This is a genomic window from Bacillus sp. 007/AIA-02/001, from assembly GCF_004634455.1.
Lineage (GTDB): Bacteria > Bacillota > Bacilli > Bacillales > Bacillaceae_G > Bacillus_A > Bacillus_A cereus.
This window is the reverse complement of record NZ_SEIY01000005.1, coordinates 137,211-158,766: the sequence shown is the minus strand read 5'-3', so window position 1 is coordinate 158,766 and position 21,556 is coordinate 137,211. Positions and strand designations below refer to the sequence as shown.

Below are 21,556 nucleotides of genomic sequence, written 5' to 3'. Positions count from 1 at the left end.
AATGGGAGACGTTATTGATATATATGGTTTATCACCTTTGCAAAAAGGAATACTGTTTCATACTTTATACGATCAAGATGATGAACATTCTTTTTCCTATATTGTACAAGTAGGTTTCTTGCTCGGGGGGCAATTGGATGTTGATACTTTTGAAAAGGCTTGGGAATATGTTATTAATCGACATGAGGTTTTACGTTCAGTATTTGTATGGGAGGAAGTAGAAAAGCCACTACAAGCGGTTTACCAACGTCTTCCTTTTACTATTCATCAAGAGGATTGGAGCACCTATCCACATGAGGAAAGGGTGAAGAAATTACAACAGTTTTTGAATGTAGATCGTAGAAAAGGATTTTTATTGGATGAAGCACCATTGATGAGAGTCACTGCGATCAAAGAAGCAAAAGAGGAAACGAGAATTATTTGGACACATCATCATATTTTGCTAGATGGATGGAGTGTGTCATTGGTCTTTAGTGAAGTGATGGAAGTTTATCTCAAGATGATAAAGGGAGAATTATTGACTCTTCCTAAATCTCTTCCTTATAAAAAATATATCCAGTGGATAAATAAACAAGATCAAAGTCAAGCAGAGGAATTTTGGAAAGAAGAATTAAAAGGGTTCTATGCACCTACGCCATTAGCAATGGAAAGAAAGGATCAAGGACAAGAGAAGGGCTATGGAGAGTGTGTTTATCAAGTATCTGAGAAACTTACTGAGAAGTTACAAGAGTGGGTACGAAATAGTCGATTAACGTTGAATACGTTAGTACAAGGTGCATGGGCTTATTTGATGAGTAGGTATAGCGGTGACAGTGACGTCGTATTTGGCGTAACTAGCGCTGGACGTCCTACTGATTTAATGGGAGCAGAGAATATGGTGGGGCTATTTATTAACACATTACCTACCAGAATTCGATTAACGGATAATACATCAGTAGTAGATTGGCTTCGTAAAATACAAATGAAAGAAATGGAACGAAGACAGTATGAGTATAATTCGTTGATAGATATTCAAGGCTGGAGTGAGGTTCCGCGAAATAGCTCCTTATTCCATACCTTGTATGTGTTTGAAAATTATCCAATTCAAGGTGAGAGAAATGATGATTTAAGATTACTAGATGTTACAAGCACGGAACAAACAAATTATCCTTTAACACTCATTGTAATGCCCGGTAAGAAAATTACTTTAAAGTTGATGTATGATCGAAGCTATTTTAATGAAGAAACAATAAATCTGATTCAGAATCACTTATTGCAAATATTAATTCAGATGACGAAGAGCCTAGATTCAAAACTATTTGAAATTACTCATTTAACAGAAGAAGAACAGATACAGTTACTAGAGGAATGGAATCATACTCAATTTAATTATTCGGCTGAAGGCATGATTCATACGATGTTTGAGGAGCAAGTTAAAAAAACACCGGAAGCAATCGCGGCTAGTTACGAAAATGAACAAATTACCTATAAAGAGTTGGAGAAGCGTGCAAATCAGCTAGCTCATTATCTACAAAAGCATGGTGTAGGCCCAGAGTCTCTAGTTGGAGTATATATGGAACGTTCATTACAAATGATGATAGCGTTATTAGGTATTCTAAAATCAGGAGCAGCGTATGTTCCACTTGACCCTACTTATCCAGAGAGTCGACTTCGATATATATTAGAGGATGCTGGAATCGAAGTACTAGTGACGGAAGAGGATTCTAAAAATTTGTTTGTATCTGAAAATATAGAAACGATTTGTATGAATAAAGATTACACTGCAATTGAAAAAGAAGAATCAACCCCATGTATAAGTGGTGTAACAGGAGAAAATTTAGCGTATGTTATGTATACTTCAGGATCTACAGGGAATCCAAAGGGAGTAATGATTGAGCATCATTCAGTAATTAATTATCTAGAATGGATGCAACATAAATATCCGCTTTCTGAAAAGGATGTGGTCTTGCAGAAAACGCCATTCTCATTTGATGTCTCTGTTTGGGAATTGTTTTGGGGCATTCACGTTGGTGCAAGTGTATCTTTCCTACCTCCAGGTGGAGAAAAAGATCCTTCTATTATAGCTGAAGTGATTAAACAACATCAGGTTACTATAGTTCAATTTGTACCTTCGATGTTATCTGTTTTCTTAGACCACTTCAATCATATTGAATTGAACATGAATTGTTCGTCCGTACGCCATGTATTTTCTGGTGGAGAAGAACTAAGTTCAGGGTTGGTTAGACGATTTCAACAGAAATGGAATTATAGTGGACAAGTGAAATTAACCAACTTTTATGGGCCAACTGAAGCCACTATTTATGTGAATGCATTTGATATTCAGCCTAATCAAGAATTTGTTTCTATTGGGCAGCCAATACAGAACACGCAATTATATGTATTAGACCAAAATCAACGCTTGCAATCAATAGGAATTGAGGGTGAGTTATATATTGGTGGTGCTGGTTTAGCACGTGGATACTTAAATCGTCCGAATCTTACTGCTGAAAAATTCGTTTCGCATCCATATCGATTTGGGGAACGACTATATCGAACAGGAGATTCAGTAAGATATTTAACTGATGGGAATTTAGAATTTATAGGTAGAATGGACCACCAAGTCAAAATGCGTGGTTTTAGGATTGAATTAGGAGAAATTGAAGCGACTTTAGAAAAATGTTCGTTTATTAAAGAGGCTGTCGTATTAGTTAGAGAAGATCGTCCAGGTGATCAACGATTGGTTGCATATGTAATAAGCGATGGAAATACCGAGGAGTGGAGAGAGTATTTACAAAAACAATTACCAAATCATATGATTCCAGCGCACTTTATAGATTTAGAACACTTCCCGCTTACTCCAAATGGGAAAATTGACCGAAAGGCCTTGCCAGCACCTGATGAGCAAGCTATTGAAGATTTAAATGTGCTACCTCGGACGCCATCGGAAGAGCTTATTGCCTCGGTTTGGAGTCAAGTGTTAGGAACAGAAAATATTGGCATTCAGGATTCCTTCTTTGAACGTGGTGGGCACTCACTACTTGCTACTCAAATTGTCTCTCGATTGCAAGAACTGTTCCAAATTAAAATTCCATTACGTGAACTTTTCAAGCACGATACAGTGGAAGCATTGGCGAAACGAGTGGATCAGTTACGAAAAGAAGATAAAAAACGAGAGGTTGCTCCTCTTGTACCTATGAAACGAGAAGAAGTTATCCCACTTTCCTATGCGCAGAAACGTCTATGGTTTATTGATCAATTAATGCCAAATAGTGCTATGTACAATATCCATGCAGCGTGTCGCTTAACAGGTGAATGGTCAATTGAAGCATTGGAGGTCGGATGGAATCAATTGTTGGAGCGTCATGAATCATTAAGGACGACAATTCTAGAACAAGAGGGTGAACCTTTTCAACAAGTTCAATCTCATGTGTTCAGGCATATTCCTCAAACGAATCTAACAGATCTTTCTTTGGAAGATAGGGAAAGAGAAATGAAACGCCTTATTCAAAACGAGGCGGAGGAACCATTTCATTTTGGACAAGGTCCTCTGATTCGAACACGAATATTGAAAGTGGACAGGGAAGAATGGGTTCTCATTTGTACGATGCATCATATTATTTCAGATGGATGGTCAATGGGAATCTTACTTGAAGAATGGATGGCTTTTTATGAAGGAGCACTAACCGGAAAACCAGTGGAATTGAAGGAGTTATCTATCCAATATGCAGATTTTGTTATGTGGCAGAAGGAATGGCAAAAAGAGGAGAGTTTGAATCAGCATCTTCAATATTGGAAGGAAGAATTATCTGGGGAACTACCGGTTTTACAATTACCGATGGATCGTCCTCGACCTGCAGTTCAAACCCATCGTGGTGCAAGTCAGTCCTTAATAGTGGCGAATTCCTTACAGGAAAAGCTCAAAGATTTAAGTTTGCAAGAAGGATGCACTTTATTTATGACATTGATGGCAGCGTATCAAAGCTTCCTTTCTCGTTATACAGGACAGGACGACATTATAGTTGGAAGCCCCATCGCTAATCGAAATGTGAAAGAGATTGAGGGATTAATAGGATTCTTTGCAAATACGTTAGTTTATCGAGCTGATTTCAGTGGAAATCCGACGTTCCAAGAACTATTGTCGCAGATAAGAAAAAAAGCACTAAAAGCATACGAGTATCAGGACATCCCATTTGAGAAAGTGGTAGAATCCGTAAAACCTGAACGGAATACAAGTCATTCACCAATATTCCAAACTATGTTTACTTTACAGAATACGAAACAAGAGTTTCTTCAGCTATCCGAAAGACAAATGGAACTCATGGAAAGCCATGTTTCTGTTGCCAAATTTGATTTGAGTTTATTTGCTTCTGAGACGGAAGAAGGATTATCACTAACCTTTGAATATAATACTGATTTGTTTAATGATACAACCATTAAACGTATGGTAAATCATTTTGAACATTGGTTAAATCAAATTGCCTCTTATCCAAAATGTTTATTATCAGAATTGAATATGTTATCGAAAGTGGAATATAAGCAACTACTAGAGGAATGGAATGAATCAGCCGTTATAGATATAGAAGATAGTACGATTCATACAATGTTTGAAGAACAAGTGGAAAAAACACCAGAAGCAATTGCAGTAGTGTGCGAAGATGAAGAACTAACATATCGAGAGTTGGACGAACGCTCGAATCAGTTGGCACATTATTTACAAAAAAATGGTGTAACATGCGAAACATTGGTTGGGATTTGCGTTACACGTTCATCCGAGATGATTGTCGGTCTCTTAGGAATTATGAAGGCGGGAGGAGCATATGTCCCAATTGATCCAGCGTATCCGGAAAGTCGACTGCAGTACATTTTAGAAGATGCTCAAATAAAGGTACTGGTGACACAGGAAAAGTTACAACAAAAAATGGTTATACCTACATTCGTTAACGTCATTTGTATTGATCGTAATCGAGCAGAAATAGAACAAGAAGTTACTACGGTATGCACGAGTGAAGTGACGGGTGATAACTTAGCCTATATTATCTATACTTCAGGTTCCACGGGAAATCCAAAGGGAGTAATGATTGAGCACAGGAATACAGTAACAATGATTCATTGGGCGCATCATACGTATTCTCGAAAGGAATTAGCGGGAGTATTAGCTTCAACTTCACTATCTTTTGATTTATCCGTTTTTGAAGTATTTGTTCCCTTAACGATGGGTGGTAAGGTGATTGTCGCTGAAAATGCTCTACATCTAGACAAGTTGTCTACCAAAGGTGTGACTTTGGTTAATACTGTGCCATCGGCAGCAAAGGAACTGGTTCGAGCAAAAACAATTCCTTCTTCAGTAAAGGTAATGAATTTGGCTGGAGAACCGTTACCATATCCGCTTGTTCAAGATTTATACGAGAGAAGTACGATTGAGAAGGTGTTCAACTTATATGGACCGTCTGAAGATACTACGTATTCCACGTATCTGGAATTAGAAAAGGGTGTCATGCATAGGGTACCACCAATTGGTAAACCAATCTTCAATACAGAAGTATATGTATTGAGTGCTGAACAAAAAATGGTTCCAATTGGTGTAGTTGGTGAGTTGTACATTGGTGGATCAGGGTTAGCACGTGGATATTTAAAACGCCCTGACTTAACGAAAAATCGATTTATACCGCATCCGTTTAAAGAAGACGAGCGAGTATACCGGACTGGAGATCTAGTAAGGTATTTGCCGGATGGAAATTTGGAGTATGTTGGACGAATTGATCATCAGGTGAAAATTCGTGGGTTCCGGATTGAACTAGGAGAAATCGAAGCGGTATTACAAAAGCATACATTAGTTAACGAAGCTATTGTGATGGTGCGGGAAGATTATCCTGGCGATCCACGTTTGATTGCCTATGTTGTAGGAGACGGTGATTCTCAAAAGTGGCGTGATTATCTCAAGGACCAACTACCAAATTATATGATTCCATCCTATTTTGTTGAATTAAATGCATTTCCACTCACTCCTAATGGAAAAATTGATAGGAAGGCTTTACCAGCACCAGAGAAGCAGGAGATAGCGAGTTGTTATATTGCTCCTCGTACGTCTACGGAAAAAACAATTGTTTCGATATGGCATGAAGTTTTAGGCATGGAAAACATCGGAATTCAAGATTCGTTTTTTGAAATTGGTGGACATTCATTACTTGCTACGCAAGCTGTTTCCAATCTTAAAGAGGCTTTTGGAATCGAGATACCATTGCATGATTTATTTATGTTTCATACGGTGCAGCAATTGGCAGAACAGATTGATCAATTGCTCGATAACAAAAATCAAGAAATGCAGAATGATAGTAAGGAGAATATAAGCCTTCAAGATTATATTCAAAAAGAAGCAGAAGTGAGTAATGATGAAGAATTACTGGAACTGCTTAAGCAATTAGAAGAGTTATCAGAGGAAGAAGCACAAGGGATATTTGAGAGTAATTTGATTGAGGAAGGGGTAAAAAAATGAGAAGTGATTTACTTGCAAAGCTGAGTTCACTTTCTCCTGAGAAGAGAGCATGGCTTCAGAAGCAAATGCAAAAAAAGGAGAATAAAGAAGCACTCCCGTTGTCTTATGCACAACAACGTTTGTGGTTTATGGACAGATTTAACCCAAACAGTTCTTTATATAATATTCCAACCGTATGGCATCTAAAAGGAAATTGGATACCTGAAGCATTAGAGAAGGGATTCAATCGACTCATTGAACGTCATGAATCATTACGAACTGTTTTTAAAGAAATAGGAGAACAGCCTGTGCAACAAATTGTCGAATTCCTTCCTAGAGCATTACCTGTAAGGGATTACTCTCAACTTCCTCTAGAAGTAAAAGAAAAAGAGGTAGATAGTTTAATTGCGAGAGAAGCGCAAGAACCATTTGATTTAATGAATGGTCCTTTAATTCGTAATCAGCTTGTTCAATTAGAGAAGGATGAATGGTTATTACTGTGTACGATGCATCATATTATTTCTGATGCTTGGTCCATTGGTATATTCATGAATGAATTCCTTGCTTTCTATGAAGAAGAAACGGGCGGAAATCCTGCTAAATTAAGTTCATTATCTATTCAATATGCAGACTTTGCGAAGTGGCAAAAGGGGTGGTTGCAAGGTGATGTGCTAAATCGTCAGCTTACGTATTGGCAGGAAGAATTGTCTGGTGAGCTTCCTATCTTACAACTGCCAGTGGATCGACCTCGACCGGTTAAGCAGACTTACTCTGGGGCTGCGCATCATGTGATTTTTCCTTATAAATTGCTCAGTCAATTGAAGGATATAAGTCGACAAGAAGGATCTACTTTATTTATGACTTTAATGGCCGCATACCAGAGCTTTCTTGCTCGTTATACGGGACAAAAAGATATTCTAGTTGGTAGCCCGATTGCAAATCGGAACCATAAGGGAGTAGAAGGATTAATTGGTTTCTTTGTTAATACGTTGGTTTATCGATCAGATTTGAGTGGCACCCCTACTTTTCGGGAGATTTTGAACCAAACAAAGAAAAAGGCGTTAAAAGCTTACGAATATCAAGATATACCATTTGAAAAAGTGGTAGAAGCTGTGCAACCTGAACGAAGCATGAGTCATTCTCCTATATTTCAGACCATGTTTACGCTACAGAATATAAAACAAGAACGACTAGATTTGCCTGATAGAAGTATTGAAATGGTAGAAAGTAATATGTCTATTGCTAAATTTGATTTGAGCTTAACTGCCTATGAAGTGGAAGAAGGTCTATTCGTCTCATTTGAATACAACACGGATTTATTTGATAGTAGTACCATTGCACGTATGGCAGGACATTTTGAGAACTGGCTAAATGAAATCACGTATCATCCAGATGAATCATATACAAAGCTGTCAATGTTATCGGATACTGAGCAAAAACAACTCCTAGAAGAATGGAATGATACGGACGTAGTTTATGGTCATGATTGTATGATTCATGAGCTATTTGAGCAGCAAGTTGCACGGACACCTGACGCAGTGGCGGTAGTTTATGAGGGTGGAAAGCTAACGTATCAAGAACTAAATGAAAAATCGAATCAATTGGCACATTTTCTACAAAAACGAGGTATCGGACCTGAATCATTGGTTGGTATATGTATTGAACGTTCTCCTGATATGATTATCGGTCTCTTTGGGATTTTGAAGGCAGGTGGGGCTTATGTCCCACTGGACCCAAGTTATCCTGAAAACCGCCTGAGATATATTTTGGAGAATTCACAAATTCAAGTGCTGTTAACAAAAGAGGCACTACAGGACTGGTTACCTAAAGATATTCAAGCAATTTGTTTAGACCGGGATCAAGTGATGATTTCTAAAGAGAGTAATTTAGCTCCGGTAAGTGGAGTAACAGCAAATAACTTAGCCTATATTATATACACTTCGGGTTCGACGGGAAATCCAAAGGGGGTAATGATTGAACATCATTCCGTTATCAACCGCCTACAGTGGATGCAGAAAAAATACCCATTGTCCGAGGAGGATACAATCCTACAAAAGACACCGTTTTCATTTGATGTTTCTGTATGGGAATTATTTTGGTGGTCATTTGTAGGAGCACGTGTTTGTTTACTTCCACCAGGAGGAGAGAAAGATCCTGCGGTGATTGAGGAGTATATTGAACGATATCGCGTGTCCACCATACACTTTGTTCCGTCGATGTTATCTACTTTCTTAGATTATATGGAACTATATAATTCGAAAAGGGATGTATCGTCTTTAATTCAAGTTTTTACTAGTGGAGAAGCGTTAAACACTGAGCATGTTCGCCGGTTTAAGGGGATCTTTTACAATGTTCAGCAAACAAAGTTAATTAACTTGTATGGTCCTACTGAAGCGACTGTGGATGTGACTTATTACGATTGTGATTTAGAAAAAGAAGCAATGATTATTCCGATTGGTCGTCCAATTGATAATACAGAGTTGTATGTGTTAGATCAATATCAACAAGTGGTCCCGATTGGTGTGGCAGGGGAACTTTACCTTGGAGGAGTAGGATTGGCACGTGGCTACTTCAATCGACCGGATTTAACTACTGAACGATTTATACCGCATCCTTTTAAGGACGGGGAACGATTATATCGAACGGGTGACTTGGTGAGATATATGAATGATCGTAACTTAGAATATATTGGAAGAATAGATAACCAAGTTAAAATTAGAGGATTCCGAATTGAATTGGGAGAAATTGAAGCAGCTTTACATGATCACTCATCTGTAAAAGAGGCAGTCGTGTTGGTGAAGGAAGAACGACCAGGAGATAAGCAGTTAGTAGCTTATGTAGTGGGTGAAGGGGATGCTGGAGAATGGCGTGAATATCTCAAGAAGCAATTACCACATTATATGGTTCCGGCATACTTTTTCCAAATTGAAGGTATGCCACTCACTCCAAATGGTAAAGTGAATCGGAAAGCATTATTGGAATTAGAAGAACAGTTCATAAGTGAAGATATTACTTCATCACGAACACCAGTGGAGGAGCTCATCGTTTCCGTTTGGAGCCAAGTGTTAGGAATAAAAAATATTAGTGTTCAGGATTCCTTTTTTGAAATCGGTGGTCATTCACTACTAGCTACTCAAGTAGTGTCACGTTTACAGAGAATTTTTCAAATCGAATTACCAGTACGTGAACTATTTGAATATACAACGGTGGAGTCACTGGCAAAGCGATTAGAACAGTTACGTAAAGGAGATAAAAAACGAGAGATTCCGCCACTAATACCAATGAAACGAGGAGAAGCTATTCCACTATCTTATGCCCAACAACGTTTATGGTTTATTGATCAATTTACACCTAATAGTGCCCTTTACAATATGCCAATGGTATGCCGTCTTACAGGGAATTGGCTACTTGAAGCATTGGAAACGGGATGGAATCAACTAATAGAACGTCATGAATCACTGCGGACGGTCTTTCAAGAGGTGAATGGTCAACCCGTACAGCAAATTGAACCGTATGCTTTTCAATCAATTCCGAAAACGGATTTAACTATGCTTTCTTCTGAAGATCAAGAAGAAGAAGTTAAACGTTTAATTCAACAAGAAACAGAAGTACCATTTGATTTAACAGAGGGTCCATTAATCAGGACAAGTATTTTGCACGTGGGAGAGGAAGAATGGATACTCCTTTGTACTCTACATCATATCATTTCAGATGGATGGTCAATGGGAATCCTACTTGAAGAATGGATGGCATTTTATGAGAAAGCAACGGATGGAAAGGTAGCGGAACTTGAACCATTACCGGTTCAATATGCCGACTTTGCTCAGTGGCAAAAAGGATGGTTAAAGGAGGAGGTGCTTGATCAACAACTCCAATATTGGAGGGAAGAATTGTCTGGGGAGCTTCCTGTACTCCAACTTCCTGTGGATCGCCCGCGTCCCGCAATACAAACTCATCACGGGTCGACATACACTATGGTTCTGCCAAGCACGCTACATGATAAATTGAATGAACTTAGTCGAAAAGAAGGGGCTACGCTCTTCATGACGCTTTTAGCTGCATATCAAAGCTTTCTATCTCGTTATACGGGACAAGAAGATATTCTGGTCGGAAGCCCAATTGCGAATCGGAATTATAGAGAAATTGAAGGACTAATTGGTTTCTTCGTTAACACGCTGGTTTATCGAGCTAATTTGAGTGGTAGACCGACATTTCAAGATGTACTGTATCAGGTTCGTCAAAAGGCATTGAAGGCGTATGAATATCAAGATATTCCATTTGAAAAAATTGTAGAAGTTGTGCAACCGGAGCGAAGTACAAGTCATTCGCCAATTTTCCAGACTATGTTCATCTTGCAAAATATGAAACAAGAGTTACCGGTGTTATCTAGTAGAAGTATTGAAATGATAGAAAGCCATAGTCCAATTGCAAAGTTTGATTTAAGTGTAATGGCAGTTGAGACGGAAGAGGGATTACTTTTTACTTTTGAGTACAATAAGGATTTATTCAATGCTACTACTATTGAACGGATGGCAGGACACTTTGAGAAATGGCTACATGAAGTTTCTCATCGCCCACAAAATCCGTTGCATGACCTGAGCATGCTATCAGAAACCGAGCGTACTTTGTTATTAGAAACATGGAATGACACTGTAATGGAAATGTCTCATCAGGGTCTTATTTGCGACAAATTTGAGGAGCAAGTAGCAAGGCGTCCTGATGCGATTGCGATAGTTGATCAAACAAAACAGTGGACTTATGGTGAATTGGATACACAAGCAAATCAGTTGGCAAATGTTTTACAGCGAAAGGGAGTAGCCCCAGAGTCAGTGGTAGGGGTTTATCTTCCGAGATCAGCTGAGCTGATGGTAAGTTTACTAGGCATTTTAAAAGCTGGTGGAGCTTATGTCGTTTTAGATCCGTTGTATCCAAAATCAAGGTTAGAATACATGATTGAAGATGCAGGAATTCAATTTGTAGTGACGGCGGAAGGACAAGACGGACATTTCGCACACGTCGAAATGGTGAGGTTAGAAGAATTAACGGTGGAAAGCGTAATCGCACCTACACGTCAAATAAATCCAGAGAACTTAGCCTATATTGTTTATACCTCTGGTTCTACAGGAAAACCGAAGGGTGTAATGGTTGAATATCGCTCATTAATGAATATGGTTTCTTGGCATCAGGAAGTTTATCATATTTCAGCAGAGGATCGTGCGACTCAGATTGCAGGGGTTGCTTTTGATTCGGCTGTCCAGGAGATCTGGCCGTATCTAACTGCTGGCGCAGCACTCTACTTGTCAACAGAGGAACTGAGAATTAATCCAGAAGCACTAAGGGACTGGCTCATTGATTCACGAATAACAGCTAGCTTTGCACCTACGCCTATTCTGGAAAGGCTCTTGAAATTATCTTGGCCAGATAAAACGGATCTTCGTTTTATCATTACTGGTGGGGATCAATTAACGCAGTACCCATCTAACGATATTCCTTTTGCGGTAATTAATCAGTATGGTCCATCGGAAAATACCGTTGTTACCACAGATTGTTATGTACCTGTAGGAGTGACAACAGGTACGCCATCGATTGGTCGACCGATTGCAAATACAGAAGTTTATGTGTTAGATTCTCATCTTCAGCTAGTACCAATTGGCGTAATTGGAGATCTCTATATTGGAGGGAAGAGTCTTGCACGTGGATATGCTAATCGTCCGGATCTTACAAAGGAAAAATTTATTCCACATCCTTTCAAGTCAGGAGAACGTCTCTATTATACAGGAGACAAAGCAAGTTATCTTTCTGATGGTAATCTCCAGTTCCATGGACGTATAGATGACCAAGTAAAAATTCGTGGTTTCCGGATTGAATTGGGAGAAATAGAAGCTGTTTTGCAGGCACATTCTTCTGTGAAAGAAGCAGTTGTATTGGTACGAGAGGATAATCAAGGTGATAAGAGATTAGTAGCTTATGTAGTTGGTGAAGGAAGTGTCCATGAATGGCGAGAACATCTACAAACACATTTACCAAATTACATGGTTCCAACAAACTTTATTGAGATGGAATTTTTACCACTTACACCGAATGGAAAACTTGATTTGAAGGCATTGCCTATACTTAGTGAACAATCCGCTGAAAATACTGTATACCCAAGAACTCCGCTGGAAGAACTTATCGCTTCAGTGTGGAGTCAAGTGCTAGGAATAGGAGACATTGGTGTTCAAGATTCTTTCTTTGAGCTTGGTGGTCACTCTCTACTTGCTACACAAGTGGTCTCACGCTTACAGGAAGTCTTTCAAATCAAATTGCCAGTACGTGAACTGTTCGAATATTCAACGATCGAGGCATTAGCGAAACGAATGGATCAGTTACGTAAGGGGAATGAAAAACGAGAAATTCCACCATTGGTGCCGATGGAACGTGGAAATAATATTCCACTATCTTATGCCCAACAGCGCTTATGGTTTATTGATCAATTTGCACCTAATAGTGCACTTTATAATATGCCAATGGTATGCCGTCTTACAGGGAATTGGTTACCTGAGGCATTGGAGTTGGGATGGAATCAGTTGATAGAGCGTCATGAATCTTTGCGGACTGTATTTTATGAAGAGGATGGCCATCCTGTGCAGCAGATTCAACCGTACGTTTTCCGTCCGCTTCTGCAAATGGACTTAACTAAGCTTTCATTAGAGGAGCGAGAAAGAAAGTTGGAGCAATGGATTCAAACTGAAGTCGAATCTCCATTTGATTTAGAACAAGGGCCATTATTCCGTGGGAAACTCATAAGAATTTCAGAAGAAGAATGGGTTCTTCTGTGTAATATGCATCATATTATCTCGGATGGGTGGTCGATGGAAATCTTGCTTCAAGAATGGATGGCATTTTATGAGAATGCGATTGGTGAAAAACAAGCAGAGCTGCAACCACTACCAGTTCAATATGCCGATTTTGCTCAGTGGCAAAGAGACTGGTTGAAAGATGAAGTACTATATCAACAGCTTGCATATTGGAAGGAAGAATTATCTGGTGAGTTACCAGTCTTAATGTTGCCAATGGATCGTCCGCGTCCGCCAGTGCAAACCCATCATGGATTAACTCATAATGTTTTGTTGTCACGCTCATTACTGGATAAATTAAACGAACTAAGTCGTCAAGAAGGGGCCACACTTTTCATGACCTTATTGGCATCGTATCAAAGTTTCCTTGCTCGTTATACGGGACAAACGGATATTATTGTTGGTAGCCCAATTGCAAATCGAAATTATCGAGAAATTGAGGGGCTAATTGGTTTCTTTGTCAACACTTTGGTTTATCGAGCTGATTTAAGTAATGCACCGGCATTTCAAGAGTTGTTATCTCAAGTACGGATAAAAGCATTGAAGGCGTATGAGTATCAAGATGTTCCGTTTGAGAAAATTGTAGAGGTTATCCAACCTGAACGAAATACAAGCCATTCTCCGATTTTTCAAACCATGTTTACTTTGCAAAATACGGGACAGAAGCTACCAGAACTACATGGAAGAAATATAGAAGTAATGGAAAGTAATGCTCCGATCGCTAAGTTTGATTTAAGTTTAACTGCTGCAGAAGTGGAAGAGGGTTTATTACTTACTTTTGTTTATAGAACTGATTTATTTGACAGCTTAACTATTGAATCCATGGCTGAACATTTTGGGAACTGGTTGAATGTAATCGTGGAGAATCCTGATAAATCATTAGCTAAGTTGCCTATATTATCAGGATTACAGCAAAAACAGTTGGAGGAGTGGAATAATAATACTGTAGCATATCCACAGGAAAGTACGATTCATCAGCTGTTTGAAGAGCGAGTAAATCGTACACCTGATGCGGTAGCAGTGGTAGATGAAAAACAGCAGTTAACATATCGAGAGCTGAATGAAAAAGCTAATCAATTGGCCCACTATCTTCAGCAATGTGGGATTGGGACTGAATCATTAGTTGGAATTTGCTTTGAGCGTTCAGTTGAGATGATTGTTAGTATTATGGGGATCTGGAAGGCTGGAGCAGCCTATGTTCCATTGGATCCATCATATCCAGAAAGTCGCCTACGATATATTTTGGAGGACACTGGAATTCAAGTATTAGTTACGAACGAGTCATTGGAAGATTGGATACCTAAAGAAATCAAGATAGTTTGTCTAGACAGGGATCAAATAATGATTTCACAAGAAAGCATTCTTTCACCAAAATGTGAAGTAACAGGAGAAGACTTAGCGTATGTTATCTATACTTCAGGATCAACGGGGAATCCAAAGGGTGTCTCGATACAGCATCATTCTGTACTAAACTTGTCGTATGGTTTACAAAAAGAGGTTTTCGAACATGAGATACCATCTAACATGCATGTCGGTTTAAATGCGTCAATTGCCTTTGATGCATCTATCCAGCAATTACAAATGCTGCTTTATGGTTCAAGTTTGTATATTATTCCAAGCGAAGTACGAAGTGATCCGGAGCAGTTTGTAGCTTATATTAGGGAGAACAAGTTAGAAATCTTTGATATAACACCTTCATTGCTTCAATTACTTATAGATGTCGGATTGTTAGAAACGTGCGATGGCGTTCATGTTCCAAGTAAGGTACTGGTTGGTGGTGAAGCAATTATGCCGTCATTATGGGAACAGCTAGTAGAGACTGATAAAATCCAGTTTTATAATGTATATGGTCCTACAGAATGTACGGTTGATGCAACATGCTATCATATCAAGAAAGGTAGTAAGAGAGTAACAATTGGACGTCCATTGCCTAACATCCAAACTTATGTATTAGATAGAAATAGGTTGCCAGTTCCAGTTGGTGTAATGGGGGAACTTTATATCGGAGGAGCAGGTCTAGCAAGGGGGTACTTGAATCGTCCAGAGTTAACATCCGAACGATTTATTTCTCATCCATTCAAAGAAGGCGAGAGGTTATATAGAACAGGTGATCTAGTGAGATATCTTCCTGATGGTAATATAGACTACTTAGGAAGAATGGATAATCAAGTGAAGATTAGAGGATTTCGAATTGAACTTGGAGAGATTGAGTCGACTTTACAAGAGCATGACTTAGTAAAAGAGGCAGTTGTAATGGTTAGGGAAAATCAGTCGGGAGATAAGAGGCTGGTAGCTTATGTAGTGGGCGAAGGCAGTTTAGAAGAATGGCGAGAGTATCTTAAAACAAAACTGCCAATCCATATGATACCTTCCTACTTTGTCGAAATGAAAGAATTACCGCTAACCATAAATGGAAAGATTGATCGGAAATCGTTACCTATACCAGATTATCAAGGAACACAAGAAGGATACGTGGCCCCAAGAAATGAACGTGAACATAAGCTTTCTATCATTTGGGAACGTGTGCTAGGTTCAAAACGTATTGGTATGAATGATAACTTCTTTGAAATTGGTGGAGATTCAATTCTTAGCATTCAGATTGTCTCGCGCGCGAAGCAAGTTGGTTTACAATTGACACCAAAACAAATATTTGAACACCAAACAATTGCTGAGTTGGCGCAAGTAGTCAAAGAAGAACAAGGTGTACAAGCTGAACAGGGAATTATAACTGGAGAGACGATACTTACACCTATTCAGCAAAGGTTTTTTGCACAAAATCATCCTAACCCACATCATTGGAATCAATCCATGTTCTTTAGAACGAAAGAGAAATTGGACATAGGATCACTGGAAAAGGCGGCAGGTAACCTTCTACTTCATCATGATGCTCTGCGTTTAAGATATGAACGTTTACCTAATGGGGTTTGGAAACAGTGGAATGAAGGAATAGAAGAACAATTGATGCTTACTGTCATTTCATTAGACGAAGTGCCGGAAGCTGATTGGCATCAGGTTATTCAAAAAGAGATTAATATTGCACAAGAAAGTTTGAATTTACATGATGGTCCGCTAATGAGAATGGTGTATTTTGATGAAGGTGAGCACGCTGGCCGATTATTTTGGACAATTCATCATTTAGCCGTGGATGGTGTTTCTTGGCGAATTTTATTGGAAGATTTGCAAACAGCATATACGCAAGTAGTCCAAGGGCAGAAAATTCAATTACCTATGAAGAGTACATCTTTTAAAGAATGGTCGGAGAAATTACATCATTACGCTGAAACTGGCCTATCAAAAGAAGTGCTACATTACTGGGAGGAGCAGGCTGAACAAGACGTAGTTAAATTGCCGGTAGATGGTACTATAAGTAATCCAGTAAGCGCAGTAACTGAGGAAATTACTGTGGTGTTAAATGAGAATGAGACCCGTATGTTATTGCAAGAGACTTTAAGCACTCACCGTGTCCAAATCAATGAAGTATTATTAGCAGCATTAGTACAAGCTACGGCAGCATGTACGGGGCAGCCGATATTGAGCGTAGATTTAGAGGGACATGGTCGAGAAGAGATTATTGAAGATGTTGATTTATCGAGAACTGTGGGATGGTTTACAAGTATTTACCCAGTTCATTTAAATATTACTAGTGCTAATACGCCAATTGAAGCATTAAAAGCAGTTAAAGAACAAGTTCGCAAAATTCCTAATAAGGGTGTTGATTATGGGGTGTTGCGTTACATGAACGCAACAATGTGTGAGCAATTAAGCTCCCAATATACACCGTCTATTAGTTTTAACTATCTTGGACAATTTGACCAAATGTTTTCTAGCGATGCAATGTTTATTCCGGAGAACGAATTTAAGCGTTTAGATCATGCTGCCGGTTCCAAGCGATCGCATGTAATTGATGTAATTGGGGTTGTAACGGATGGAAAACTTCAGTTCACTTGGGTATACAATGTTGGACAATTTGCCAAATCAACGATTCAAAGTATTGCACAGAATATGCTATATCAACTGAGTACATTGATTCAATTTTCAGATAGAGAATCTGCACTGACCATTTCGGATTTTGCAATGGCTAATCTTAGCCAAGAAGGTTTGACAAATGTACTAAACAAAATGCATCGCGGAAAGAACAATCAGATTACTGATTTATATCCACTATCACCTTTGCAAGAAGGTATGATTTTCCACACATTGCATGACCAAGGGGATGAACATGTTGCACCGTATATAGTGCAATTGAGTTTTATGATTCGAGGAAAAATGAATATTCCTACATTTGAGCAGGCGTGGAAATCTGTAATTCAGCGGCATGAAATTTTTCGTACAGCATTTGTATGGGACGAAATTGAAGAACCTGTACAAGTGGTGTATGAAAATATCCCATTTAAAGTGAATAAAGAAGACTGGCGTACAATGACAAGTGAAGAGATAGAGGAAAAAAGAAAAGTCTTTTTGGCATTAGATCGAAAACAAGCCTTCCAATTTGATGAAGCACCATTGATGCGGGTAACAGTCATTCAAGAAGGTGAGGAAGAATATCGGATTGTTTGGACCCATCACCATATTTTACTGGATGGATGGAGTTTACCATTAGTATTTAATGAATTACTTACAGCCTATCAGAAGAGAATGAATGGAGAAGCTGTGAAGTTACCTAAGTCCTCACCATATAAGAAATATATCCAATGGTTAAGAGAGCAAGATAAGGAGCAGGCGGAACAATTCTGGAGAGAGAAGCTAAAAGGTTTTACTGCGCCAACTTTGCTGGGCTTAGAAAGTAAAGAGGAAGAAAAAGGTTACACAGAGAAGGTTACGTATTTATCAGAAGAGCAGACTCAAGCGTTACAAGGATGGGCGAAACGCAATAAACTTACTTTGAGTACAGTAATTCAAGGTGCATGGGCATATCTCATGAGCCGATATAGTGGAGAAAATGACATTGTTTTTGGTGTAACAAGCTCAGGGCGTTCTACGGAGATTATTGATGTTGAAAACATCGTAGGTCCTTTCATTACAACGTCACCGACGCGAATTCAATTGATGGATGATATAAAATTAATAGATTGGTTGCAGAAGATACAAGAGGAAGAGATAGAAAGAAGACAATATGAGTATGCTTCTTTGACAGAGATTCAGGGGTGGAGTGAAGTTCCTAGAGGAATACCGCTGTTCAATAGTTTATATGTGTTTGAAAATTATCCAGTGAAAGAGGAGTCTTCAGAAAATCTGGAAATTGGTGAATTGGAAGGGGTAGAACAAACCCACTACCCATTAGGGTTAGCTGTAGTTCCAGGAATCCAGTTATCGTTAAAGTTAATGTATGACCGTAGTAAGTTTAATAGAGTAACCATTGAACGAATGCTGGGTCATTTACACAAAGTGTTAATGCAAATGCTCAAAAACATTGATCAAAATCTATCGGAGCTAGTATATATTACGGAAGCTGAACAAAGAAAGCTATTGGAAGAATGGAATAATAATACTATATCCTATCCACGTGAGAATGCAATCCATCAACTATTCGAAGAGCAAGTAAATCGTACGCCTGACGCGTTGGCAGTGGTAGATGAAAAACAGCAACTAACATATCGAGAGCTGAATGAAAGAGCTAATCAATTAGCCCATCATTTACAGAAATGTGGAATTGGGACAGAGTCATTAGTTGGCCTTTGCTTTGAGCGTTCAGTTGAGATGGTTGTTGGTCTCATGGGAATTTGGAAGGCTGGAGCAGCCTATGTTCCATTAGATCCATCGAATCCGGAAAGCCGCCTACAATATATTTTAGAAGACACAGGAATTAAAGTGTTAGTTACAAATGAAGTATTACTAGGCTGGATTCCTAAAGACATTAAGACAGTTTGCCTAGATAGGGACCAAGCAATGCTTTCTCAAGAAAGCAAACTTTCACCAATATGTGAGGTAACAGGGGAAAACTTAGCGTATGTTATCTACACTTCTGGTTCGACAGGGAATCCAAAGGGAGCTTTAGTACAGCACCATTCTGTAATAAACCTATCATATGGTTTACAAAAAGAAGTTTTCTCACATGAGATACCTAGTAATATGCGCGTTGGTTTGAATGCATCAATTGCCTTTGATGTATCTATTCAGCAATTACAAATGCTGCTTTATGGTTCAAGTTTATATATTATTCCAAGTGAAGTTCGCACTAATCCAGAACAATTTGTGTCCTATATTAGGGAGAATAAATTGGAAATGTTTGATATGACACCTTCATTACTTCAATTACTAATAGATGGAGGATTGCTAGAAATAAGTGCTGATGTTCATGTACCAAGCAAGATATTGGTCGGTGGTGAAGCAATCATGCCGTCATTATGGGAACAGCTAGTAGAGACTGAAAAGATTGATTTTTATAACGTATACGGTCCTACAGAATGTACGGTTGATGCAACATGCTATCATATCAAAAAAGATAGTAAGAGAGTAACAATTGGACGTCCGTTGCCGAACGTTCAAACTTATGTATTGGATAAAAATTTGTTACCTGTTCCAGTTGGTGTAACAGGTGAGCTATATATTGGGGGTGCAGGTATAGCGAGAGAATACTTGAATCGCCCAGAATTAACAGCAGAGCGATTCATCCGTCATCCATTTAAGGAAGAAGAACGTTTATATCGTACGGGAGATTTGGTTCGTTATTTACCTGATGGTAATTTAGATTACTTGAGAAGAATTGATAATCAAGTGAAAATTAGGGGCTTTCGTATTGAACTTGAAGAGATTGAAGCGAGTATAGAGAGGCATCCATTGGTAAAAGAAGCAGTAGTTTTGGTAACAGAGGATAAATTAGGAGAGCAGAGATTGGTTGCTTATGTAGTTGGAGATGGTAGTATGCATGAGTGGCGTGAGTATCTCAAGACACAAGTACCAAATTATATGGTTCCCGCTCACTTTATTAAGGTAGACGAGATTCCTCTTACAACAAATGGCAAAGTTGATCGAAAGGCATTGAACAATTTAACTATTCATAGAGAAAATAACTTCTCTACACCAATCATTCCAAGGGATGAAATTGAATATCAGTTGATTAAAATCTGGCAGGATGTGTTACAGATAGAAGATGTCTATGTAAATGATGATTTCTTTAATAGAGGAGGACATTCTCTCCTTGTAATTAAATTAGTTTCAAAAATTAGGGAGAAGTTTGGAAAAGAGATTAAGGTGTCAACATTGATTAAGAATCCAACATTGGAAGGAATCGCATGCCTTATTCGTGATAAGCATGATATGACGAAATCAGTAGCAGCGCTAGTTCCACTACAAGAATCAGAAAAAAGCCCTTTCTTCTGTGTTCATCCGTTTATGGGGAATGTATTCTGTTACATTCAACTAGCAAGATTACTTAAGAACCATTGTTCATTTTATGGTTTACAGAATCCTCTTATAGAAAAGGGAGAAATTGATGAATTGACCTTGCCGGAAGTAATTCAACTTTACATTGAAGAAATCAAACGTGTCCAGCCAGAAGGTCCATATCGTCTTGGAGGATGGTCTTTAGGCGGTGCGATTGCTTATGAAATCGCAACTGTACTAAAGAATCAAGGTGAGGAAGTTGAGTTGTTGATACTAATGGATACTAAAGTACCTTCAGAGCAGGACTATAAAACAACGGAGGATATGCTCTCATATATATATGAGCATTTCATTCCTAGAGATCTTACTGAGCAGGGGGAAGGCCTCTTCCATGAACAAGATATGCTTGTAGAGCGATTAATTATGGAAGGAGTACTCCCGCCTGATGCAGATCTTATGAATTTGAAGCAAGTTATCAATGCTCATAGGAAATGCCTGAACATAATGGCAGATCATGATTTAATACCATACTCTGGAGAAGTTCTCTATTTTAGTGCTGAGGAAGGAAAAGAGTTGTTTACAGATTGGGGACATTTATTAAAAGGAAGAGTAAATAAGTATTCTGTCCCTGGATCACATGAGGAAATAGTAGACTTCCCCGCAGTTGAAAAGATAGCTAAGTACCTATTAAATGAATTTGAAGGGATAAAAGAAACATCCCTTTCATTAACTGAAAAGTAGAGAGTGCAAAAGATGCAACGCTATGAACGAAAAGGGCAGCCTAATAACTGCAAATAAAGTGTAGGCAATAATGAATATATCAAGAGTATTACTTTTTAAGAGGATAATGTAAAAAGTAATTGGTAGAGACATAGAAATCTTTGTAATAGAAGCGAATGCCTGATGATATTACTGAGGAAAGGTGCATATTTTCATTGATATGTAA

General features: G+C 38.6%; 2 protein-coding genes. Both read left to right on the top strand.

Annotation, left to right across the window (positions count from 1 at the left end; translation table 11 throughout):
• The first annotated feature begins 1 nt into the window (after nt 1).
• Nucleotides 2-6,472: a non-ribosomal peptide synthetase gene (locus tag ES895_RS14015; RefSeq protein ID WP_135238424.1), complete on the top strand. Its 6,471-nt coding sequence runs from the start codon at nt 2-4 to the stop codon at nt 6,470-6,472.
• Complete coding sequence (locus ES895_RS14010) at nt 6,469-21,351, top strand: non-ribosomal peptide synthetase (protein WP_135238423.1); 14,883 nt, start codon at nt 6,469-6,471, stop codon at nt 21,349-21,351. Before ES895_RS14015 ends, ES895_RS14010 begins: the two co-directional genes overlap by 4 nt.
• Nucleotides 21,352-21,556 lie beyond the last annotated feature (205 nt).